A 20,023-nucleotide genomic window follows, 5' to 3' on the forward strand; every position below is an offset into this window, starting at 1 on the left:
GGATGTTGCCATGGGCAAAAAGCCTGCAAAGCCGCGCTGCGCATGGGCAAAACGGGAATTGGTACGGAAAAGGGTGTCAGGGCGTGGCGTTAGCGTGAATGGGCGGGTGTATGGCCCGTTGGTAAGTCGATGCATGAGCGCGGATTCGCATGTGACCTATCCGTATGATCTGCGCAGCTTTAACCGCTATAGCTTTGTGTATAACAATTCGCTGAAATTTTTTGATCCGACGGGATATGACGCTTGGAGCCATGAAAATTCAGACGGTAGCTCACATTACAACCTAATCGAGCATGGACATTCAATTGGAAGCGGTAGCTCGGGAAGTTCCAATGGTGTTGGTACAACAGCATCAGCACCTATTACTGACCCGAATTCGACGCCAGCGAGTGGTCTGGGGGTACTAATTGCTGGGGCAAGTGTTTTGAGTTGGGACAACTTGTTTAGTTTTGGTGTGAGGCTAGAGTCGGCACACCGCCATTCGAGAGTTTTAAACAATTGAGCTAGTAACTATGACTTTGAAGAAAATATACCTTGCATCCGCCTTTTTGCTACTGTCTTCCGCTGTTCATGCGACAGATATTTTCGCTAGCGGTAAGCCCGTGGAAATGTCTGTTGGAGCTGAAGTTAAACCAGATTTCACGGTGGGTGGCTACTCCATCTATCAGGGAGCGGGCAATTGGCGGCTCTTCAAATCTGAGTCCAGTACGAGTTCAGCTCGCGGCGAAGCGACGTCGGTCAATCTGGGATGGGTTTCACTGTTTGAATTGGTTGATCCGCAGACCAACGCTTATGTCGGCATGGATATGACAGTAAACCTATCAAGTGGTGGACCAAATGACTATTGGACTGGCAATCCATGCGCAGGAGTTCATCTGGCAGCCGTTAACAAGGCGCAAGGTCAAGACGATAACTGCATGACAATTGATGTCAAGGCTGGACCCACCGGGTCAAAAGGAGCCGAAAATTTCATTGTGCGATCCACGCAATCGGCCTCTAGCGGAAGACTTTTTGCGATTGCAATCGCATTACCGATTCGAATGTTGGGTCTTCCAGATTCTTCAGATGCGAATTGGACGTCTGCAGCAGTGGAAGCTGATCCCGCAAAGGCAGCCGTCCTTAATCGAGTAAAGGAGTGGGCGGTTCAACTGCAGGATGCCTCCCGCAAGGCGATTGGCTTCAGCAAACCACAGGACGCATTTGCAGCAGTTCCGTCGTACCGCACCTTGATGAAGGCACCGGTTAGCGCAACGAACACCGCTGAAGTGAGCAATTGAGAGTGTGTTGCTTCAGCCGATTGGAACAATCTTGGCAATGAGTAAATCAATGAATAAATTCACTCTTCAGCTATCCACTGCGCTATTGATGTGTCTGGCATTGGGTCAATCTGCGCTGGCGCAAACTGAACTAGCGCAGACCAAAAATTGCCTATCCTGCCATACCGTAGAAAAAAAGCTGGTAGGCCCCGCATTCAAAGATGTAGCCGCAAAGTATCGAGGTGACAAAGAAGCCAAAGATCGCTTGACTGCCAAGGTCATGCAAGGTGGCGCAGGTGTCTGGGGTGTTTACGCCATGCCCGCCAATCCACAGGTCAGCGCCGAGGAAGCAAAGACACTTGTTGGCTGGGTGCTTGGCCTGAAGTAGTGGCGGCAAATCGCCTCGAATTTACCTAAGCCAGCGCTCGTGGCCCTGCCTGTGCCTTTACCTGTACGACACGTCCGCGTTGTCACCCTCACCACCGACTTGGCCATCCTTGCCCAGCGACTTGAGATCAAAATCCGCACCGGTATCTTTGAGGGAATAAATATACGCACGACCCCATGGATCGAGCGGCACGTCTTTCTGCAAATAGGGTCCTTGCCATTTGGTCTCGTTGGCTGGTTTCACAGTGAGCGCGTTCAACCCCACATTGTTCGATGGGTAATGCCCGGTATCCAGCCGGAAGGTGTCCAGCGCCTTGGCCAGCGCCTCAATCTGTGCTTTGGCGGCACCCTGCTCGGACTTACCCAGTTGCGCAAAATACCGTGGCCCCACATACGCTGCCAGCAGCCCGATGATCACCATGACCACCAGCAATTCGAGCAAAGTGAATCCCGCAACCTTTGGGGTTTTTCTCAAAACTCGAATAGCGTGAGGCTTTGTGTCAACGGTGTTGGAGATGGTGTGCTGCCTCTGAATGTGCAAAGGCCGTGTACGCAAAAGTTTCATTCTTTTAGTGTCGCAGGAACAGGCGACAATGGTAATTCCTCACAACGAGTTTGTAGCCATCTTCTGGCGATCCGTCGCAAATTTTCGTGTGAGGTCCAAATAAATACACGTAACCGCTCATACAGGGAACACAGATCAGTGCTTAGCCATTCGCGTCTGCTCGCAAGGTTGCTCCCGTGAACCCTGCACATGGGAATGGATGGAAGAGCAGGCTGCAGCAAGCAGTGTCTAGTGCATTGTTGCTTCGCACCTCACCTCTGAACAGATGGCCTATCCGAGCACACTGGGTCCTTGCAATGGGAGGCGTGTTGCTCGTGGCAAGTCTTGCCTGGCTGTTGCTCGCACATGTCGCAAGTGACTTGCGAGACTTGAAGCTCCAGCGCACAGCACTTGAAACCAAAATAAAAGCAGCGTCCAGCGTCACACCCATCCCATTGAAACCTGCCTTTGCGGATACCCTGCCTTCGCTGAATCGAACGGATGACGTCGTGCGTGACATTGGCCGCTCAGCGCAAGAAGCTGGCGTTCAAATCACGGCCCTTGGGATCGAACCCAGAGCAGCGACGCCCACACAGATTGGCGCTGTGATTTTTAACGTCGCAGCCACGGCATCCTATAAGGCCAGCAAGGATTGGTTAAGTCAATTGCTGGGCCGATACCACTCTTTGGCCGTGAACACGCTTTCCCTGCAAGCGATGCCAACGGACCCTTCGCGGCAGGACGTACATGTCACTCTGGTCTGGTATGTCAAAGACTAGGCCGTTGAGACACGGCGGAGCAGTCTCCTGTGCGCCTCGACACGAGAGGAGCCCTTCGTGATGGCTACCTGGTTCCAGCGTTATCGGCTGGTCATTCTGCTAGGCGCCGCACTCCTGTTGGTCTGGCTCAACTTGAGTGCGCCCGCTCCCGGCAGTGTCGTGTCACCTACATCCGTCGTGGCCGCGGTGGTGCGGCCAGATTCCGCAAGTCGTGTAAGTGCCCCAGTGTCAGCGGAGGCATTAAGTACCGAGCGGCCCGCACTAGAACTCAATGACAAAGACCCGTTTGCTCCAGAACTACCCAAACCGGCACCGCCTCCCGTTGTCCAAAAGCCTGTGCCCGTAGTGGCGCCGCCTCCACCCCCGCCACCTGAGCCGCCACCCCTGAACATGGTCTACGCTGGTCGCATGACAACGCCTGACGGAACTACCGTGGTGTATATGGCCACGGGTGACACCACCGTGGCGCTGACTCCTGGCCTGGATTTGCCCAATGGCTACAAAGTTCTCACCATCTCCGAGCGCGCTGTGGAATTCAGCTACCCGGCGCTGGGTCGCACTACCCGACTGGATCTGCCACCTGCGCAAAAGTACCAAACCCGATGAAACTCCTGCAAGCTTTTGCTCCCCCAAAAACAACCAGCATGGCGCATGTATCCCGCCCCCATCCTGGTCCCCGGCTACGCAATGCGTTCGTGCGCATCTCTTTGGCTTTTGCTCTGGGTGCTTCCTTGGTTATGGCCGGATGTGCGGAGCAGCGCTTAAGAGACAGGGCCACCAACGATTTGCATGATGGCAACTACGAGCAGGCGATTCAAACCCTGACCGATGGTCTATCCGATTATCCTGAGAGCTCCACCCTGCGTGCGGGCCTGAGTTCCGCAAAAAACGAAGCGGTTGCCAGACTGACCAATGAGGCCACGCAACTGCGCAATGCAGGCAAGTTCGATGAAGCCGACAAATCCCTGTCTCGCGCCCTGGTCCTCGACCCGCTAAACACCCGGCTCTTGGACCTCAAAGCAGACCTGGTGCTGGCGCGCAAGCAAAAATCAGCGCTATCCGAGATATCCGATTTGATCAGCCTTGGCAAGAAAGAACAGGCACTGCGCCGTTTGGATGCCGTGCTACGCGAGTCCCCCCGCCAGCCGGAGTTGGTGTCCCTGCAAAGACGGCTGCAGCAAGAAATCCGGTTTGAGGCCCCTGCGCAAACGGGTCTGGCAGAGACACGCCCCATCACACTGGACTTCAAGAATGCTCCCTTGAGCGCCGTGCTGGATGCCATCACCCGTGGCAGTGGCGTGAATTTTGTGCTGGACAAGGATGTGCGACTCGATACGCGGGCCACAGTCTATTTGCGTGAAGCCCGTGTGGAAGACGCCATTGACCTGGTGGTGGGCGCAAACCAATTGGCCCGCAACATCATCGACGCCAAGACCGTCTTCATCTACCCCAACACGCCTGAGAAGAAGCGCGAGCACCAGGAGCAGGTTGTGCGTGTCTTCTATCTTGCCAACAGTCCGGCGCAAAGCACGGCAACGCTGCTGCGTTCCATGCTGCGCATCAAGGACCCCTTTGTGGACGAGCGCGCCAACATGATTGCCATCAGAGAGGCGCCAGAAGTGGTGGCGCTCGCGGAGCGGCTGGTGGCTCTGTACGATCTGGCGGAGCCCGAAGTCATGCTCGAAGTGGAAGTGATGGAGGTCAACACCACCATTCTGAACAACCTCGGGCTGGATTTTCCGAACAGCTTTACCTTTAACCCACTGCCGGAATCGGGTGCTTCAGGCCTGACAGTTAACAGCCTGGGTACGCTCAATGGGGACCGAATCGGGGTGAGCCTGCCCAATCTGGTTTTGAACTTGCGACGGGAAGTGGGAGACAGCAACATCCTGGCCAATCCCAAGATTCGTGCGCGCAACAAAGAGAAGGCCCGGATTCTGATTGGTGACAAGATTCCAATCATCACGTCCACCAGCAGCGCCACTGGCTTTGTAAGTCAAAGCGTGAATTACCAGGAAGTGGGACTCAAACTCGATGTGGAGCCGATTGTGTCGCCCGACGATGACGTCACGATCAAGGTGGGCCTTGAGGTCAGCAACCTGGGCAGTGCGGTGACCACGTCATCGGGGACTGTTGCCTACCAGATTGGCACGCGTAACGCCAACACCACCTTGCGCTTGCGTGACGGTGAAACCCAACTGCTGGCAGGCCTCATCAACAAGCAAGACATCTCCAATGCGCACCGCTTTCCGGGCCTGGGGGATTTGCCCATTGCGGGACGCCTCTTTGCCAGCCAGCGTGATGACAAGTCCCGAACCGAATTGGTACTGGCCATTACCCCGCGCATCCTCAGGACCGCACCACGACCAGACATTGCGCAGGCGGAGATGTGGGTGGGGAGCGAGCTGGCAAGCAGGTTGATGCTGCCACCCCAACAGCGCAACAGGGCCGCTAACTTGACAAGCACATCCGCGCCAAAGGTGATCACCAATGACTCGGCTGTTAAACCAACCCAGTTGCCAGCAGGTGGCGCAACGGCCGCTGCAAGCTCGACACCCAACCCAAACGCAATGACAGGAGCCGCTGCCGGTGCGCCAGGGCCAAGCACCGCAACACCAGTCGACAATGGACCAATCAAGGTGACCTGGCTCGCACCCGAATCGGTGAAGGCCGGAGACGTCTTCACCGTGAGTCTGCAGTTGGAAAGCGGGGCTCCTATCCGGGGCGTTCCACTGGAGATTGGATTTTCCGCCACGGACCTTGAGGTGCTGGATGTGACGGAAGGCAGTCTTCTCAAGCAAGATGGGGCAACAACCAGCTTTACCCAGTCGGTGAACATCGGCACTGGGCGCATTGGAGTGGGGCTGTTGCGCAGTGATTCCACGGGTATTCGTGGCAAGGGATCGGTGGTCGAACTCAAACTGCGCGTGCGCAAGAGCGGCAAGGATGGTGGGGGTAGCACTATTGGATTGGATATCACCAGCCTCAAGCCCATGGGTACAGGAGCCCCTGCGGCACTTGGTGAGTTACCCGCCTTGAAGATCCAGGTGCAGTAGCGGGGCAGAGGTTGGAATGATCGCAACGGATGTCATGGGCAGCAGGCATACACACTCTGGCCGTCGCCATTCAAGGGGCTTCACTATGGTGGAGCTACTGGCGGTGATGGCCATCCTGGGTGTGCTGGCTGCTGCCGTTTTGCCGCTGGGCGAGACGCTGGTAGTCGCCAGAAAAGAGCGTGAACTCAAATCTGCGTTGCGCGAAATCCGAAGCGCCCTGGACGAATACAAGCGCGTTGTTGGTCAGGACCCCACTGTGGTGGCCGTTGGAAGTTCGGGCTATCCGCCGGATTTGCAAACACTGGTCCATGGAACGCCTGATACGCGGCCTCAGTCCAAGGGGCAAATGCTGTACTTCCTGCGCGCCATTCCCCGTGACCCGTTTGCGGACCCCTCGCTGGCTCCCGAGAAGACCTGGCAGCTACGCTCCTACGCATCCCCGGCAGACAGGCCCGAGCCGGGGGCAGACGTCTATGACGTGCATTCAAAGTCCACGGCGCGTGCGCTGGACGGGAGTTTTTATGCGCGGTGGTAAGTGGATCGTTGGGGTTGGAGCCAATGCCGAGCGGCTGCAATGGGCGCGAGTCAGCATCTCCCGAGGCTTTACGCTCATCGAACTGTTGGTTGTGATGGCCGTACTGGCCATTCTTGCCAGCCTGGTTGCCCCACGTTTCATGGACCGTGTGGATACGGCCCGCGAAGTGGTGCTGCGCCAAAACCTGGTGGGACTGCGCACGGCCATTGACCAGTTTTACCGGGACCAGTCGCGCTACCCCGAGTCGCTGTCTGAGTTGGTGGACAAACGTTATATCCGGGCCATCCCCGAGGACCCGGTGACCCAGCGCACGGATACCTGGGTGTTGGTGCAGTCCAGGGATGCGCAAGGTAGTTCTCCGTCTACTGGCGCGCCGGCTACCAATGGCTCGAATGGGTCCAGTGGGATCTACGATGTGCACAGCGGTGCCAGCGGCCATGCGCGTGATGGGAGCGACTATGCGCAGTGGTAGAGCAATGTCCATTCGCCCCCCATTGCGTCAGCATGCGCAGCGTGGATTCACCTATTTGGCAGTCCTGGCAGCTTTGACCATGATCGCCATCGCCAGCACCTCGGTCATGACCTATGTGGCCACGGACGCCAAGCGCGACCGAGAAAACGAACTGCTTCGCATAGGCCAAGAAACGGTACACGCCATCGCGCTGTACTACACCGCAACGCCTGGAAGTGTAAAAAAGCTCCCGGCCAATCTGGAAGATCTATTGGAAGACAGGCGCCAAATCGGGATCACGCGGTACATGCGCGAAATCTACCCAGACCCCACCACGGGGAAGATGGATTGGGACTTAGTGCGCGACAAGCAAGGGGGTATTCGCGGCATTCGCAGTACCAACGACGCGGCACCTTTGCGTGCCGGGGTCGCGGTGCTGGATGCTTGGTCTGTTATGTCTAACGTAACGGGCGGACCGGCAGTACAGATAGCAGCTTCCACGTTGCAACCCGCCTTGCACTACAGCGATTGGGTATTTGAATACCAGGATGTATCGGTGCAACCAGGGCAGACCGCCAAATGAGCACGCAAGCAACTGGTGCCACCATGCAGTTTCGGGTGCGCTATGTACGCTTGGGCGACGTACAGGTCCGCGACGAATACATGGCCATGGCAAGTGAAGCTGCGTTGCGCCAGAAATTGCAGCAAGAGGGGTTTACGGTCCTGAGCGTCAAGGCGCAGCAGAGAGGCGCGTCCTGGCTTGGCTGGCTGCGCCCCAAACAAGAAATCAAGCGTGATGCTTATGGGCTGTTTTGCAAGGAAGTGCGCACCCTTTTGCGCGCAGGCATGACGGTGGTGGAGGCGGTGGATACGCTGAGCGCCAAGGAGCACCTGCGCGATCAATCAGGGCCAGGCAGCGCCAATGGCGCAGAGACCAAAGTGAGCCTGGCGGGCATGTTGCTTACCCGGCTGCAAAAGGGGTTGTCTTTGTCCACCTCGCTATCCGAACTGCCTCAAACACCGCCGGTTCTAGTGGCAGCTGTGCGAGCGGGCGAGCGCACCAGCAATCTGGCGGAAGCACTGGATGACTATTTGCGGTTTGATTCGCTGGTACTGAATCTGCGCAAAAAAATCATTAGTGCGGCCATTTACCCCGCTTTGGTGAGTACGGTCGGGCTAGTGATTTCGGTATTTTTGTTGCTCGTTGTCATGCCCAATTTCGCTTCCATGTATGAAACCGTTCGCACTGGTGGTGCTGAGGGCACAGGGGTGTCGGGTGGTGCTGCGATTACTGTGGAACTTACCCATTTCATCGGAAAGAACCGCACCATGGTAATTGGAGTGCTCCTTGCACTGGCTGCGATGTTGATGGTCTGGGTCAGCAGTGGCCAGGCCAAAGCGAACATGATGTCTTTGGCCCGGCGCATTCCCTGGATTCGCCTGCGCGTAGAAGATTTCCAATTGGCCATGATGTACCAGGCACTCACGCTGCTCTTGAAAGGCGGGTATGCCATGACCGAAGCCATGGAAGTGGCATCCCGATCCGCCTTGTCTGCCCCTTTGAGAGTCGCATTGCAGGAAGTCAAACAGCGCATTGAGCGGGGTGGTTCGGTATCTCAGGCCCTTGCTGACCATGGTTTATGTGATGAGGTGGGCCGACGCCTGATGGCCGCTGCCGAGCGCAATGGTGAGTTCCATGCAGCAGCCGATGTGGTCTCGCGCATGCATGGGGAGCGGTTCGAACTCTTTGTGGAGCGCCTCACCCGCATCGCAGAGCCTCTTTTGTTGCTGGCCGTGGCACTCGTGGTGGGAGGCATCGTGATTCTTATGTACATGCCAGTCTTCGACATGGCCACGCAATTGCTTTGAAACCTTAAGCGATACATCTGACCAGACCTATTGAGCGCATACTTCCATGAACACCAACCCAGAAAAGGCCGCAGCAAACGCGAGTCCCTTTGACTTAAAGGCTCAAAGACCAGATGCAGCAAAGGGCGCAAAGTCGATCAGTGCATCCGCATTGGGTGCTGCCTTGATCCGTGCACGCAAGCGCTTAAATGCCATTGGTACCGAGGCTCCGCAGAAGCCCGGCAAAGACATACAGGGTCTGTGGAACCTGCTGCAAGAGGAAATCGCCGCAGAAAGCAAGACTGCGGTCCACGAGCAAGAACTGGCAGCCGTATTGCTGGAGTCCCAGGGAGTCGCAGTCATTGCAGATGCGCAGTGGGAACAATACCGTATGGGAAAGGAAAACCCACAAGCACCCAGTTACCAGGAAATACATGTGGGAGATTCAACCTATCTGCTAAGTCCCGACCCCTGGCAAAAGGAGGTTACGACTGCACTGATGCGTAGCGGTACTCCTGGTGTACGCCTGGCACTGGCTCGCGGCCAGCAATGGGCGCAAGTAACTGAGCAACGGTCGAAGGGCGTGCAGGCGTCCGAGAACGTCGCCATTTCTGAAAATACGGCTGCCGTTAAATCACATTCAGCAATGCCGCAAAACGATTCCACGGATGTGGTGCAGTTTGTGGATGACGCTATAGCCCATGCGGTTCGGGAGGGCGCCAGTGATATCCATTTTGAAACGGACAAAGATGGCCTGGGTATCAAGTTCAGATTGGATGGTGTGATGGCGCCGGGCCCTCGCATGGCGAGCACCCAAAAGGCCGAAGAAGTGGTATCCCGTATCAAGGTGATGGCACAGCTCGATATCACGGAGCGCAGGCGTCCGCAGGATGGGCGCATTCGCTGGAGTCACACGGGTTTTGTGGAGATGGACTTGCGTGTCTCGGTGATGCCCAGCATTTTCGGGGAGGACGTGGTTCTGCGTCTGTTGGACAAGACCCATTTGCAATCGCAAACCGATGGTCAATCAGAGTTGACGCTGCAATCCTTGGGGTTTGAGGAGCGTTTGGTGGAGGCGTTGCGGGAACTCGCAGAGCGGCCGCACGGCATGTTGCTGATTACTGGCCCCACGGGTTCTGGGAAGACCACCACCGTCTATGCAGCACTGTCGGAAGCCAACAATGGCCTTGAGAAGATCGTCACCATTGAAGACCCCGTTGAGTACCAACTCACGGGGGTATTGCAAATTCCGGTCAATGAACAAAAGGGGCTGACCTTTGCAACGGGCTTGCGCTCCATATTGCGTCATGACCCGGACAAAATTCTTGTGGGTGAAATCCGGGACCCGGAGACCGCGCAGATCGCCGTTCAGAGTTCGCTCACCGGCCACATGGTGTTCACCACCGTGCACGCCAATAGTCTTTTTGATGTGCTGGGTCGCTTCCAGCATTTCGGGATTGAGCCCTTTGCGCTCGCATCTGCACTGAATGGCGTCGTGGTACAGCGGCTTTTAAGAAAGCTCTGCCCGCATTGCCATGAGTGGCGGGAACCTACTGAGAAAGAAACCAACAAGCTCAGCAGCCTGGACCTGGAAGTGCCGGATCGTTTGCCGGTGGCAGTAGGCTGCCCGCACTGCAGGCAGTCTGGCTATAAGGGGCGGTTTGTGACCGCTGAGGTGCATGTGATGACGGATGCGATACGGGAGTTGATTGTGAGCAGGGCTCCCATGGAAAAAATGCGCTTGGCGCTCTATCCCGACCAATCACACCGATTGTTGGCGCGTGCCGTCTCTCAGGTAGTGCTTGGCAACACAACGTTGGAGGAGGTCCGCCGTGTGGTCGGTTTGGTCTGAGTCGGTGAACATTTATCTGGGCACCACCATAGCAATGGTGGAAGGGCGTGGCGTGCCAAAGCAGGTCATTGAGTTTCCCCCAACGTGGCCAATGGCGCAGGTGCTGGAGTCCGTTGCGCGGTGTTGGAAAGCAATGGGCACGGCTGATAGCTCAAAGGGTGGCAAGACACCAAAGCGCCACAATCTGCACCTGACCTTGAGCGGTGCTCGGTGCCGGGCTGACGCGTTTCCAGTTCCACAAGGCGTGCGAAGGTTTCATGAACTACAAGCGTATTTTGCAGGCATGCTGGGAGGTGCTGTCAATGCAGACTCGGGGGGCGATCGGGCCGGGGAGGGGGCACGTAGCGTGATTGGGTTTGATGCTGGCAATGTTGGCGTGGTTGCCAGTGTGGACGGCGTCCTGTTAGAGCAGCTAAATGCTTGGGCCAAAGGTAAGGCAGCCGCAATTCGGACGTTGCGCCCGCTCTGGTCCGTGGCAACGGAGTGCGGACGTGCTAAGCAGGCGCAAATACGCGCACTGGTGCTGCAGGAGCTGGATGGCAATACGCTACTGACCGATGCGGGAGACGCGCAGCACCTAGCATTCGATGCAGGACCGGAATCCAGCACCATAGCAATTCGGCAATGGAAGATTGCCAACGATCTAGCCGATCACGAGGTACTGACCTTAAGGTTTGGTCGGTCCCAGGGAACTGTGTCTAAAGGTTTTCCCAACGCATGGGCTGCGCACTGGAGAACAATGTGAGGCCGGTACAAATTGAGTTTGTTCATGCAAACACCTGGCGACGGGTATGGGCAATTGCAGCGCTAGCCTGCGTTTTGGTAGTTGGGGGAACCATGTGGAAGTGGTCGTTCTTGGCCGATGAAGTCAAGACGCAGAGTCAACAGATTGCGGAGAACAGCAGTGAATTGCGGCGCATTAGAACCCCGATTGAAGTAAAGATCGATCCACGTGCTGGCAGCGTGGCATTGGCGCAGGCCAAAGTATTGCAGGACATCAATCCAATCTTTGCTGCGGTGGAAAACGTCAAGGTGAGCGGTGCGCTTCTAAAGGCGTTTACTGTGGACACCACGGGCAATATTTTGCGTCTGGACTACGAAATCGATTCGCTGGCAACCGCTGCGCGTGTTACAGAGGTACTAAACGCAGGCAATGAACAAAAGCCATGGAAGCTTGGTGTTGTGGCGGCAAGTTCAGGTACCGGTACGCCGCAGGTTGTAGGCCAACCAATGGGGGCAAGGGTCGCTACAGCGCCTGTATTCAGAGCGAGCTGGACGGTCAATTTAAAGGTGTTGTGAAGCTCATGATCCAGTTCTCTATTGCCTCAAACCGGGACGGTGCAATTCAAAGGTAGCTTCTTGCCATGTCCGCTGGCATTTGTGTCCAGCAGCATCCAAGAAGTTCCAACACCATCAGGGCAAAAACTGGCACCAGACTGGCACCACAATCCCCAAACGAAAAAGCCTACTACCAATTAGATAGCAGGCTTTCAAGTACCCATAAGGGTTTTTCTGGCTCCTCGACCTGGGCTCGAACCAGGGACCTACGGATTAACAGTCCGGCGCTCTACCGACTGAGCTATCGAGGAATGAAGCCTCAGATTATAGCGTAGTTTTTTGACTGCTTTCAACAGCAGCTGAAGAATTTACGCCTAATAGTGTGTGCAACCGCGTGCTGGTGGTCGTGTACTGCAGCAACAGCTTCTTGTCCGGAAAAATCAGCGGCGCAGCGCCAAAGGCGGCGAGCACGCATTCGTGAAATCCGCACAGGATGAGCTTCTTCTTGCCGGGGTAGGTGTTGACGTCACCCACGGCAAAAATGCCAGGCACATCGGTGGCAAAGGTTTCGGTGTCGACCTTGATCTGGCGGCGTTCCATGTCCAAGCCCCAATGGGCGATGGGGCCCAGCTTGGGCGACAGTCCAAGTAGCACAACCATCAGGTCCGCGGACACTGACTGTTGCGCACCTTCTGCGTTCAATATGCTGGCTGATGTCATGCGCCCAGCGTCGGATTCCACGCCCGTGAGTTGTCCGGCCACAAAGCTGATGCGTCCATCTTCCAGCATGGTGCGAAATGTTGCGGTAGTGGCCGGCTCTGCCGTGAACACATTGCGCCGGTGCAATAGGGTCACGGATGCGGGCGGGCTTGCGGAGGTTGCCAGTTCAATGGTGGCAGAAAGTGCCGCTTCCGAGTCACCCAGAACCATGACCTTGCGGCCAGACCAGTCGGTTGGTTGTGGCAATGCGGTCAGGACTTGCGAGCCCTCCAGCGGGTGCAGCGCCTCCACGCCGGGCATGCGCGGCTGGAACGCGCCTACGCCTGCGGCAATGAAGAGTGCCTTGGTGAGGAACTGTGTGCCTTTGTTGGTGGCAACCAGAAGGCGCCCATCGGCTTGCTTCTCGACCTGGTTCACTAATTCGCCCAGGTGCAGCACCGGCCTGAAGGGGGCTACCTGCTTTTGCAGGTTGTCTATGAGTTCGCGCCCGGTGCACATGGCAATGCCGGGGATGTCGTAGATGGGTTTGTCGCCGTACAACTCAACGCATTGGCCACCCACGTAGGGCAGCGCGTCGACGATGTGGGCGGAAATCTCCAGCAGCCCCAGCTGGAAGGCCTGGAACAGCCCGACCGGCCCGGCACCTACGATGACTGCATCGGCCTCTATCAAGCCGGGCTGAATGTCAGCAGACATGCCGGACGGCGCCTGCGCTCAGCGAATCAGCTGGGACAGCTTGTCGGTGCGGTCTTTCCACTCTTCAGCTTCTGGCAGTGGCGCCTTGCGCTTGGTGATGCTCTTCCATGAGGGCAGCACAGCCAGCTCTGCATTGAGCTTGATCATGTGTTGCTGGTCGCGCGGCACGTCTTCTTCAGCGTAGATGGCGTTCACTGGGCACTCAGGGATGCAGACAGCGCAGTCAATGCATTCGTCGGGATCAATGGTGAGGAAGTTGGGGCCTTCGCGGAAGCAGTCCACAGGGCACACATCGACGCAGTCGGTGTATTTGCATTTGATACAGGCTTCAGTGACGATGTGTGTCATTTTTGGTTTTCAGGCAAAAGTTGGAAAGGGGGGCGAGTCCGCCGAACCCCCGATTTTATTGGCTTTTCCCGACACCCCCGGCAATATGGTTACCGAGGCATGTCAGGCCGTTGCGATGCATCAATTCAACAGTAGCGCGCCCGATGTCTTGTGCGTGGCCGTATCTACCAGAATCAGGGAGCCCAGCACGCGGGACGTCTTGTAGGGAACGGCCGCAATGGCTTCCTGCAAAGCGATCTCGATATGCCCGATGGCATTTGGCAGGATCTGGGTTGCATCATGCTCTTCGAGCGTGTTGATGTCCAGGCTGTGCACGATGCGCTTGACCTTGGCCTTGATCCAGCGGTGTCCGTGCAGTGCCCAGTAGACACGTCCGGCCACGAGCGGCTCGTCGTCCATCCAGGCCACCGTGGCGCTGATCTCGCGGGTTGGCTCAAAGTGAGCCGGTGCGTCGTCGGCTGCCAGCAGCCAGTCGCCGCGGGAGACATCCACTTCGCGGTCCAGAATGATGCCTGCGCCGTGTCCGGCGGCCACGTTTTTCGGAACGCGTACATGGTTGAGCACCTGTGCGACCGTGGCAGTCTGTCCGCTGGGCAGAATGGAGATGCGTTGTCCGGGCTGCACGCTGCCAGTGGCCACGCGTCCCCAGAACACGCGACGACCCTGGCTGGTGTCGCTGGAGGAGGAGAACTTTTCCACCCACTGCACGGGGAACGCAAACGGCACATCGGTTTCAGGTGCTGTGACGGGCAACTGCTCCAGAATGGTCAGCAGGCTGGGGCCGGTGTAGCCGCACCAGCCGGCCGAGGCGTGTACGACGTTGTCTCCCTTGAGGGCAGAAATCGGCACGATGGCGGTCACCTGGATGCCCGCGTGTTCCGCAAACTGCTGCAGCGCTTGACGGATCTTCTGGAAGGCCTTGGCCGCATTGCCCGCGGTTTCCGGCTTGTCTGCCGACTCGAGCGCATCGAGCTTGTTCACAGCAAACACAATGCCAGGTACGCGCAGCAGATTCACCAGCAGCGAGTGGCGACGGGTCTGGGGAAGCAACTCCAGATCGCCGTCGTCCTGCCATTTGAGTTTGGTGGCATCCACCAGCACCACGGCAGCATGCGCACTGCTGGCCGCAGTCACCATGTTGCGGGTGTACTGCTCGTGGCCAGGCGCATCGCCAATGATGAACTTGCGTGCTGGGGTGGCGAAATAGCGGTAGGCCACGTCAATCGTGATGCCCTGTTCGCGCTCGGCGCTCAGGCCATCGGTGAACAGGGCCAGATCGGCTTCACCACTCTTGGACACATTGGCCAGTTGGTCCAACAGCACCGAGCGGCTGTCTACCAGCAGGCGGCCGATCAGCGTGCTTTTGCCATCATCCACGGAGCCGCAGGTGATGAAACGCAATGCGGATTGGGTGTCCACGCCTGTGGTGGATGTGGTTGTCGTTGTTGCGGTTGTCATTTCAGAAGTACCCATCTTTCTTGCGCTTCTCCATGGAAGCCTCGGAAGTCTTGTCATCCATGCGTGTGGCGCCACGCTCACTGACTTCAGCAGACAGCGTTTCAATCACGATGTCGGCGGCGCTGGCAGCCAGGCTGTCCACCGGGCAAGTGCAGGTGATGTCACCCACGGTACGGAAGCGCACGTCGCGCGACTCGACCACTTCGCCATCCTTGGCAGGGGTGAGCTCGGTCACCGGCACCAGCAGGCCCTTGCGTTCCACCACATCGCGCTTGTGCGTGTAGTAAAGGCTCGGCAGCGCGATTTTTTCGCGCTCGATGTATTGCCACACATCCAGCTCAGTCCAGTTGGAAATGGGGAACACGCGGAAGTGTTCGCCGGGTTGCAGGCGGGTGTTGAACAGGGTCCACAGCTCGGGACGCTGCGCCTTGGGCTGCCACTGGCCAAAGCTGTCGCGGTGGCTGAAGATGCGTTCCTTGGCGCGAGCCTTTTCCTCGTCGCGGCGTGCTCCGCCAATCAGCGCGTCGAAGCGGAACTCTTCGATGGCCTCAAGCAACGTGACCGACTGGTGCACATTGCGGCTCTCACCTGGGTGGGCCAGGCGCACGGTGCCGCGCTTCATGGAGTCTTCCACGCTACGCACGATCAGCTCGGCGCCCAGTTCCTTGGCGCGGAAGTCACGGAAGTCGGTCACTTCATGGAAGTTGTGGCCGGTGTCGATCATCAGCAGCGGATAGGGAATGCGGCCCACGCCAAAGGCCTTTTCGGCGCACTTGAGCATGACCAGCGAGTCCTTGCCGCCAGAGAACAGCAGGGCGGGGCGCTCAAAAGCGGCTGCGACTTCGCGCAGGATGAAGATGGTTTCCTCTTCCAGCGCGTCCAGGTGCTGGTTGGAAAGCCGTTCGAAATGGTGTTGGTCGGTCATTGCGTTCATACAGATGCTTTGGCAGGTGGCAGGGCGGAAACGGGCAGCGCAGAAACTGCGGCCGTTGCGGCACCGTCGGCGTGTTTGACATGCAGGCCGCATTCCTTGGCGGCCTCGTCTTCCCACCACCACCGGCCAGAACGGAAGTCCTCGCCCAGGCTGATGGCGCGGGTGCAGGGCTCGCAGCCGATGCTGGGGAAGAAGGCGTCATGCAACGGGTTGTAGGCCACGTTGTGTTCCTTGATGTAGTGCCACACGTCGCCCCAGGTCCAGTTGGCCAGCGGGTTGATCTTGGTGCGCTTTTCGGAGGTGTCCACCAGCGGTACGTCGGCGCGGGCGCCGCTTTGCTCACGGCGCAGGCCGGTGATCCAGGCGTCCTTGCCCTTGAGGGCACGTTCCAGTGGTTCGAGCTTGCGGATGGCGCAGCAAGCCTTGCGCAGGTCGATGCTCTTGTACATGGCGTCCAGACCTTCCTTGGCGACGAATTGCACCACGGACTCCTGTACCGGCGTGTACACCGTGACCGGCGCACGCGAGCTGGCCTTGAACTGCTCCAGCAGCTCCAGCGTCTGCTTGTGCAGGCGGCCGGTCTCCAGCACGAAGATGCCGATGTCGAGCTGCATGCTGTTGATGATGTGGCTGATGACCACGTCCTCTGCGCCCAGGCTGGAAGCCTGCGTCACGCGCACCGAACCACCATCCACGGCGGCGTATTGCGCCGCAGCTTGGGCAAGCACGCCCTGGGCTTCGGCCAGGTGCAACGTGTAGTCCTTGTGCGGGCGGGCATTCATTTCGATGGCGTTCATGCGGCGACTCCACGGCTGAAGACGGGTTGGGGGGTAACGGCATCACCCTGGTAGAAGGCGCGATAGCGGTCGAATTGCTTTTGCGCGAACTCCAGGTGCTGGTCAGCGCGCAGCACAGCCACGCTGAAGCCTTGACGCTCCATTTGCACCAGTTGGTCGATCAGCACATCGCCGGTGGCGCGGATCTCACCCTTGAACCCCGCGCGGCGGCGCAGGTAGAAGGCCTGGGTATAGGCACGGCCATCGGTGAACTTCGGGAAGTGCAGGTCTATGCGCTGCACACCTTCGAGCGCCAGGTTGCGCGGGTCTTCGGTATTGGCCACCACCAAGGTGTTGGGCACAGGCTCCTGTGTGCTGGGGTCTGCGGCGGAAAGCAGTTTCATGGTCAGATCAGTCATCGGTTTCTCAGGCTTCCTGGGCGTCACGGGCATAGCCGGGCGTTTTGGGCAATTGGTTCATTTCGGCGTGCAGGTCCACCAGACGGGCCGAGTTGGCCGCTGCCTTGAAGGGGTCCATGCCGACGCGGCGCAAGGTGTCGATAAAGGTTTCGCGGCCATTGCGATGCAGCCTGAAGGTGTCCAGTACGGCCTCGATCACACCGGGGATTTCGCCGGCGCCGAACGATGGGCCCACGACCTTGCCCGGAATGGCCGGGCCGCTCAGTGCGGAGCCGTCGGAGCCGCCCAGTGATACCTGGTACCACTCCTTGCCATCCTTGTCCACGCCCAGAATGCCGATATGGCCGCTGTGGTGGTGACCGCAGGAGTTGATGCAGCCGCTGATATGCAGGTCGATCTCGCCCAGGTCATGCAACTCGTCCATGTCCTGGTAGCGCTCAGTGATTTGCGCAGCGATGGGGATGGAGCGCGCATTGGCCAGCGCGCAGAAGTCGCCGCCGGGGCAGGCGATCATGTCGGTCAGCAGGCGCACATTGGAGCGGGCCAGGCCAGCATGGCTGGCGGCGATCCAGAGGGCAGGCAGGTCCTGCTCGCGTACCCAGGGCAGCAGCAGGTTCTGGTCGTGCGTGACGCGGACTTCACCGGCGCTGAATTCGTCAGCCAGGTCGGCTGCGGTGTCGAGCTGGTCAGCATCGGCGTCGCCGGGAGCCTGGCCCAGACGCTTGTAGGACAGGGTGACGGCACGCAAGGCGGGATTCTTGTGCGCCGATACGTTCTGCTTGAGCCAGCGCTCGTAATCGGCCTGGCGTTCGGCAGGCACCTTGCCGCTGCGGGCCGGTGCATTCAGGTCCAGTGCGGGCGGCACAAAGCAGGCGGTCACACGGTCCAGCTCGGCTTGGGTGATGGTGTGCGGCGCGCCGTCGCGGGTGATGATTTCCTGGTACTCGGCTTCCACCTCATCGATGTAGCGCTGGCCTTCGGCCTTGACCAGGATCTTGATACGCGCCTTGTACAGGTTGTCGCGGCGGCCCCAGCGGTTGTAGACGCGCACCACGGCTTCCAGGTAATTCATGATCTGGTTCCAGGGCAGGAACTCGCGGATGGTGGTGCCAATCACCGGGGTGCGGCCCATGCCGCCGCCCACCAGCACTTTGAAGCCCAGTTCGCCGGCCTCGTTGTGCTTGAGGTGCAGGCCCACGTCATGCCAATAGGTGGCCGCGCGGTCCTGGGTGGCGCCGGTGATGGCGATCTTGAACTTGCGTGGCAGGAAGGCGAACTCGGGGTGCAGCGTACTCCATTGGCGCATGATTTCTGCAAACGGACGCGGGTCTGCTAGTTCGTCCGGAGCCACGCCAGCCAATTCGTCGCTGGTGATGTTGCGGATGCAGTTGCCGCTGGTCTGGATGCCGTGCATGTCCACGGTGGCCAGCAGGTCCATCACGTCGGCGCTCTTGGTCAGGGGAATCCAGTTGAATTGCACGTTCTGGCGGGTGGTGAAGTGGCCGTAGCCCACTGGCAGGTGCGTGGTGCCCCAGGTGGCTTGCGTGCCGATGGCCTTGTCGAACACTTCCTTGGACGGGTGGTCGTATTCGCGGGCGATGCGTGCCAGCACGCGCAACTGGCGGCTGGCCAGTTCGCCGTAGGGCACGGCCACGCGCAGCATGGGCGCGTAGCGCTGGATGTACCAACCGTTTTGCAGACGTAGGGGACGGAAGTCGTCGTCACTCAAGGTACCGGCCAGATTGCGCTCCAGCTGGTCACGGTGTTGTGCAGCCCGGGCGCGTATGAATTGGCGGTCGAATTCGGTGTATTGGTACATAGATCAGAAGTCCGCTTTAAAGAGCGATGAGTTTCAGGCCCGCATAGGCCAACAAAAATGAAAGCAGCGAGCGTATCAGGCGTTCGGGTGCCTTGGGTGTGAGGTGCGATCCGACCCAGATGCCAGGTAGAGAACCGGCCAGCAGCGCGCCCAGCATGGGCCAGTCCACTGAGCCGATGGAGGCGTGTCCCAAACCGGCCACCAGCGTCAGCGGAACCGCGTAGGCAATGTCGGCGGCAATGATGCGCGGCAGGGGCAGCAAGGGGTACAGCAGCATGAGGACAGTCACGCCGATGGCGCCGGCGCCCACGGAGGTCAGGGTCACCAAGGTTCCAATCACGGCGCCGAACAGCAGTGGCAAGCTCCAGTGTTTGGGTGTGGCCGCCAGAATTTCCTGACCCAGGGCCACGGTCTTCGGGCTGGTCTTGCCACGAATGGCCTTGTACAGGGTGGCCACGGCGGTCAGCAGCAGGGCGCACCCCAGGGTGGTGGTCATGACGGCCTGCACTTGGGGGTCTGCTGGGCCCACCACATGCAGCACATACAGGGTGATGAGGGAAGCGGGAATGCTGCCCGCCGACAGGTTGCGGACCACTATCCAGTCAATGCGCCCGGAGCGCGCCATCTTGATCGTGCCGCCCATCTTGGTGAATGCGGCAAACAGCAGGTCCGTGCCTACAGCCAGATAAGGTTTGATGCCAAACAGGAAAATCAGGATGGGCGTCATCAGCGAGCCGCCACCGACACCGGTGAGACCCACAATGGCGCCAACAAAAAAGCCCGCAAGGACGAACGGTAGTTCATGCATGCGGGCTAATGTAATTTTGTTTGCTTAGATAGAAAACGATATTTTGGCTATACCTATAT

Annotated in this window: 22 protein-coding genes and 1 tRNA gene; 13 read left to right on the top strand and 10 right to left on the bottom strand. The window is 58.4% G+C overall.

Translation table 11 applies throughout. The features are described from left to right. Positions 1-133: 133 nt before the first annotated feature. The 3 genes from AAGF34_RS20515 to AAGF34_RS20525 all read left to right on the top strand — a co-directional run bounded on the left by AAGF34_RS20515 (position 134) and on the right by AAGF34_RS20525 (position 1,644). Positions 134-502: a hypothetical protein gene (locus tag AAGF34_RS20515; RefSeq protein WP_342617561.1), complete on the top strand. Its 369-nt coding sequence runs from the start codon at positions 134-136 to the stop codon at positions 500-502. A gap of 10 nt (positions 503-512) precedes the next feature. After that, complete coding sequence (locus tag AAGF34_RS20520) at positions 513-1,277, top strand: hypothetical protein (RefSeq protein WP_342617562.1); 765 nt, start codon at positions 513-515, stop codon at positions 1,275-1,277. Positions 1,278-1,365: 88 nt separating this feature from the next. Further along, the gene (locus AAGF34_RS20525) at positions 1,366-1,644 is read left to right on the top strand and encodes a c-type cytochrome (RefSeq protein ID WP_342621146.1); all 279 of its coding nucleotides are present in this window, start codon (positions 1,366-1,368) and stop codon (positions 1,642-1,644) included. 57 nt (positions 1,645-1,701) lie between these two features. Here AAGF34_RS20525 and gspG read toward each other — a convergent pair whose 3' ends face one another. Then, positions 1,702-2,118, bottom strand: coding sequence for a type II secretion system major pseudopilin GspG (gspG, locus tag AAGF34_RS20530; RefSeq protein WP_342617563.1), 417 nt, complete (start codon positions 2,116-2,118; stop codon positions 1,702-1,704). A 404-nt stretch (positions 2,119-2,522) separates the two neighbouring features. Between gspG and AAGF34_RS20535 the strand changes: the two genes are divergently transcribed. The 10 genes from AAGF34_RS20535 (at position 2,523) to AAGF34_RS20580 (ending at position 12,007) form a co-directional block, all read left to right on the top strand. Beyond that, positions 2,523-2,966 carry a hypothetical protein gene (locus tag AAGF34_RS20535; protein ID WP_342617564.1) on the top strand — a complete coding sequence of 148 codons (444 nt, stop codon included), beginning with the start codon at positions 2,523-2,525 and terminating at the stop codon, positions 2,964-2,966. A gap of 60 nt (positions 2,967-3,026) precedes the next feature. Beyond that, entirely contained in the window at positions 3,027-3,572 is a 546-nt protein-coding gene (locus tag AAGF34_RS20540; RefSeq protein ID WP_342617565.1) for a hypothetical protein, read from the top strand. 38 nt (positions 3,573-3,610) lie between these two features. Next, the gene (locus AAGF34_RS20545; RefSeq protein WP_342617566.1) at positions 3,611-6,022 is read left to right on the top strand and encodes a cohesin domain-containing protein; all 2,412 of its coding nucleotides are present in this window, start codon (positions 3,611-3,613) and stop codon (positions 6,020-6,022) included. An 85-nt stretch (positions 6,023-6,107) separates the two neighbouring features. After that, positions 6,108-6,557, top strand: a complete 450-nt coding sequence (locus AAGF34_RS20550) for a type II secretion system protein (protein ID WP_342617567.1) — start codon at positions 6,108-6,110, stop codon at positions 6,555-6,557. Then, positions 6,544-7,029: a prepilin-type N-terminal cleavage/methylation domain-containing protein gene (locus AAGF34_RS20555; RefSeq protein ID WP_342617568.1), complete on the top strand. Its 486-nt coding sequence runs from the start codon at positions 6,544-6,546 to the stop codon at positions 7,027-7,029. Before AAGF34_RS20550 ends, AAGF34_RS20555 begins: the two co-directional genes overlap by 14 nt. Positions 7,030-7,108: 79 nt before the next feature. Continuing rightward, positions 7,109-7,591: a type II secretion system protein gene (locus AAGF34_RS20560; RefSeq protein WP_342617569.1), complete on the top strand. Its 483-nt coding sequence runs from the start codon at positions 7,109-7,111 to the stop codon at positions 7,589-7,591. Beyond that, positions 7,588-8,877 carry a type II secretion system F family protein gene (locus AAGF34_RS20565; RefSeq protein WP_342617570.1) on the top strand — a complete coding sequence of 430 codons (1,290 nt, stop codon included), beginning with the start codon at positions 7,588-7,590 and terminating at the stop codon, positions 8,875-8,877. Before AAGF34_RS20560 ends, AAGF34_RS20565 begins: the two co-directional genes overlap by 4 nt. A 46-nt stretch (positions 8,878-8,923) precedes the next feature. Further along, complete coding sequence (locus AAGF34_RS20570) at positions 8,924-10,708, top strand: GspE/PulE family protein (protein ID WP_342617571.1); 1,785 nt, start codon at positions 8,924-8,926, stop codon at positions 10,706-10,708. Continuing rightward, complete coding sequence (locus tag AAGF34_RS20575; RefSeq protein WP_342617572.1) at positions 10,689-11,453, top strand: hypothetical protein; 765 nt, start codon at positions 10,689-10,691, stop codon at positions 11,451-11,453. Before AAGF34_RS20570 ends, AAGF34_RS20575 begins: the two co-directional genes overlap by 20 nt. A 110-nt stretch (positions 11,454-11,563) precedes the next feature. Further along, complete coding sequence (locus AAGF34_RS20580; protein ID WP_342617573.1) at positions 11,564-12,007, top strand: hypothetical protein; 444 nt, start codon at positions 11,564-11,566, stop codon at positions 12,005-12,007. A gap of 214 nt (positions 12,008-12,221) precedes the next feature. Here AAGF34_RS20580 and AAGF34_RS20585 read toward each other — a convergent pair. From AAGF34_RS20585 to AAGF34_RS20625, 9 genes are all read right to left on the bottom strand, one after another. After that, positions 12,222-12,297: transfer RNA gene (locus AAGF34_RS20585), tRNA-Asn, on the bottom strand. Positions 12,298-12,310: 13 nt separating this feature from the next. After that, positions 12,311-13,402, bottom strand: a complete 1,092-nt coding sequence (locus tag AAGF34_RS20590) for an NAD(P)/FAD-dependent oxidoreductase (protein WP_342617574.1) — start codon at positions 13,400-13,402, stop codon at positions 12,311-12,313. A gap of 18 nt (positions 13,403-13,420) precedes the next feature. After that, positions 13,421-13,750, bottom strand: a complete 330-nt coding sequence (gene fdxA / locus AAGF34_RS20595; RefSeq protein WP_342617575.1) for a ferredoxin FdxA — start codon at positions 13,748-13,750, stop codon at positions 13,421-13,423. A 120-nt stretch (positions 13,751-13,870) separates the two neighbouring features. Next, positions 13,871-15,208, bottom strand: coding sequence for a GTP-binding protein (locus AAGF34_RS20600; RefSeq protein WP_342617576.1), 1,338 nt, complete (start codon positions 15,206-15,208; stop codon positions 13,871-13,873). Between the two features lies 1 nt (position 15,209). Next, positions 15,210-16,142, bottom strand: coding sequence for a sulfate adenylyltransferase subunit CysD (gene cysD, locus AAGF34_RS20605; RefSeq protein ID WP_342617577.1), 933 nt, complete (start codon positions 16,140-16,142; stop codon positions 15,210-15,212). Then, positions 16,139-16,939 carry a phosphoadenylyl-sulfate reductase gene (locus tag AAGF34_RS20610; RefSeq protein ID WP_342617578.1) on the bottom strand — a complete coding sequence of 267 codons (801 nt, stop codon included), beginning with the start codon at positions 16,937-16,939 and terminating at the stop codon, positions 16,139-16,141. Before AAGF34_RS20610 ends, cysD begins: the two co-directional genes overlap by 4 nt. Further along, the gene (locus AAGF34_RS20615; protein WP_342617579.1) at positions 16,936-17,322 is read right to left on the bottom strand and encodes a DUF934 domain-containing protein; all 387 of its coding nucleotides are present in this window, start codon (positions 17,320-17,322) and stop codon (positions 16,936-16,938) included. The genes AAGF34_RS20610 and AAGF34_RS20615 overlap by 4 nt, the downstream gene beginning before the upstream one ends. 22 nt (positions 17,323-17,344) lie before the next feature. Further along, positions 17,345-19,156: a nitrite/sulfite reductase gene (locus AAGF34_RS20620; RefSeq protein ID WP_342617580.1), complete on the bottom strand. Its 1,812-nt coding sequence runs from the start codon at positions 19,154-19,156 to the stop codon at positions 17,345-17,347. A 16-nt stretch (positions 19,157-19,172) separates the two neighbouring features. Beyond that, complete coding sequence (locus AAGF34_RS20625; protein WP_342617581.1) at positions 19,173-19,964, bottom strand: sulfite exporter TauE/SafE family protein; 792 nt, start codon at positions 19,962-19,964, stop codon at positions 19,173-19,175. Between the last annotated feature and the right edge of the window lie 59 nt (positions 19,965-20,023).

The sequence above is a fragment of the Rhodoferax sp. GW822-FHT02A01 genome (assembly GCF_038784515.1).
In the GTDB taxonomy this organism is placed as follows: Bacteria; Pseudomonadota; Gammaproteobacteria; order Burkholderiales; family Burkholderiaceae_C; genus Allorhodoferax.

Excerpts from the sequence above, each read along its gene's own strand:
- AAGF34_RS20515 (WP_342617561.1), top strand. The coding sequence starts at position 134 with ATGAGCGCGGATTCGCATGTGACCTATCCGTATGATCTGCGCAGCTTT.
- AAGF34_RS20520 (WP_342617562.1), top strand. The coding sequence starts at position 513 with ATGACTTTGAAGAAAATATACCTTGCATCCGCCTTTTTGCTACTGTCT.
- AAGF34_RS20525 (WP_342621146.1), top strand. The coding sequence starts at position 1,366 with ATGTGTCTGGCATTGGGTCAATCTGCGCTGGCGCAAACTGAACTAGCG.
- AAGF34_RS20540 (WP_342617565.1), top strand. The coding sequence starts at position 3,027 with ATGGCTACCTGGTTCCAGCGTTATCGGCTGGTCATTCTGCTAGGCGCC.
- AAGF34_RS20545 (WP_342617566.1), top strand. The coding sequence starts at position 3,611 with ATGGCGCATGTATCCCGCCCCCATCCTGGTCCCCGGCTACGCAATGCG.
- AAGF34_RS20550 (WP_342617567.1), top strand. The coding sequence starts at position 6,108 with ATGGTGGAGCTACTGGCGGTGATGGCCATCCTGGGTGTGCTGGCTGCT.
- AAGF34_RS20555 (WP_342617568.1), top strand. The coding sequence starts at position 6,544 with ATGCGCGGTGGTAAGTGGATCGTTGGGGTTGGAGCCAATGCCGAGCGG.
- AAGF34_RS20560 (WP_342617569.1), top strand. The coding sequence starts at position 7,109 with ATGATCGCCATCGCCAGCACCTCGGTCATGACCTATGTGGCCACGGAC.
- AAGF34_RS20565 (WP_342617570.1), top strand. The coding sequence starts at position 7,588 with ATGAGCACGCAAGCAACTGGTGCCACCATGCAGTTTCGGGTGCGCTAT.
- AAGF34_RS20570 (WP_342617571.1), top strand. The coding sequence starts at position 8,924 with ATGAACACCAACCCAGAAAAGGCCGCAGCAAACGCGAGTCCCTTTGAC.
- AAGF34_RS20590 (WP_342617574.1), bottom strand. The coding sequence starts at position 13,402 with ATGTCTGCTGACATTCAGCCCGGCTTGATAGAGGCCGATGCAGTCATC.
- fdxA (WP_342617575.1), bottom strand. The coding sequence starts at position 13,750 with ATGACACACATCGTCACTGAAGCCTGTATCAAATGCAAATACACCGAC.
- AAGF34_RS20600 (WP_342617576.1), bottom strand. The coding sequence starts at position 15,208 with ATGACAACCGCAACAACGACAACCACATCCACCACAGGCGTGGACACC.
- cysD (WP_342617577.1), bottom strand. The coding sequence starts at position 16,142 with ATGAACGCAATGACCGACCAACACCATTTCGAACGGCTTTCCAACCAG.
- AAGF34_RS20610 (WP_342617578.1), bottom strand. The coding sequence starts at position 16,939 with ATGAACGCCATCGAAATGAATGCCCGCCCGCACAAGGACTACACGTTG.
- AAGF34_RS20615 (WP_342617579.1), bottom strand. The coding sequence starts at position 17,322 with ATGAAACTGCTTTCCGCCGCAGACCCCAGCACACAGGAGCCTGTGCCC.
- AAGF34_RS20620 (WP_342617580.1), bottom strand. The coding sequence starts at position 19,156 with ATGTACCAATACACCGAATTCGACCGCCAATTCATACGCGCCCGGGCT.
- AAGF34_RS20625 (WP_342617581.1), bottom strand. The coding sequence starts at position 19,964 with ATGCATGAACTACCGTTCGTCCTTGCGGGCTTTTTTGTTGGCGCCATT.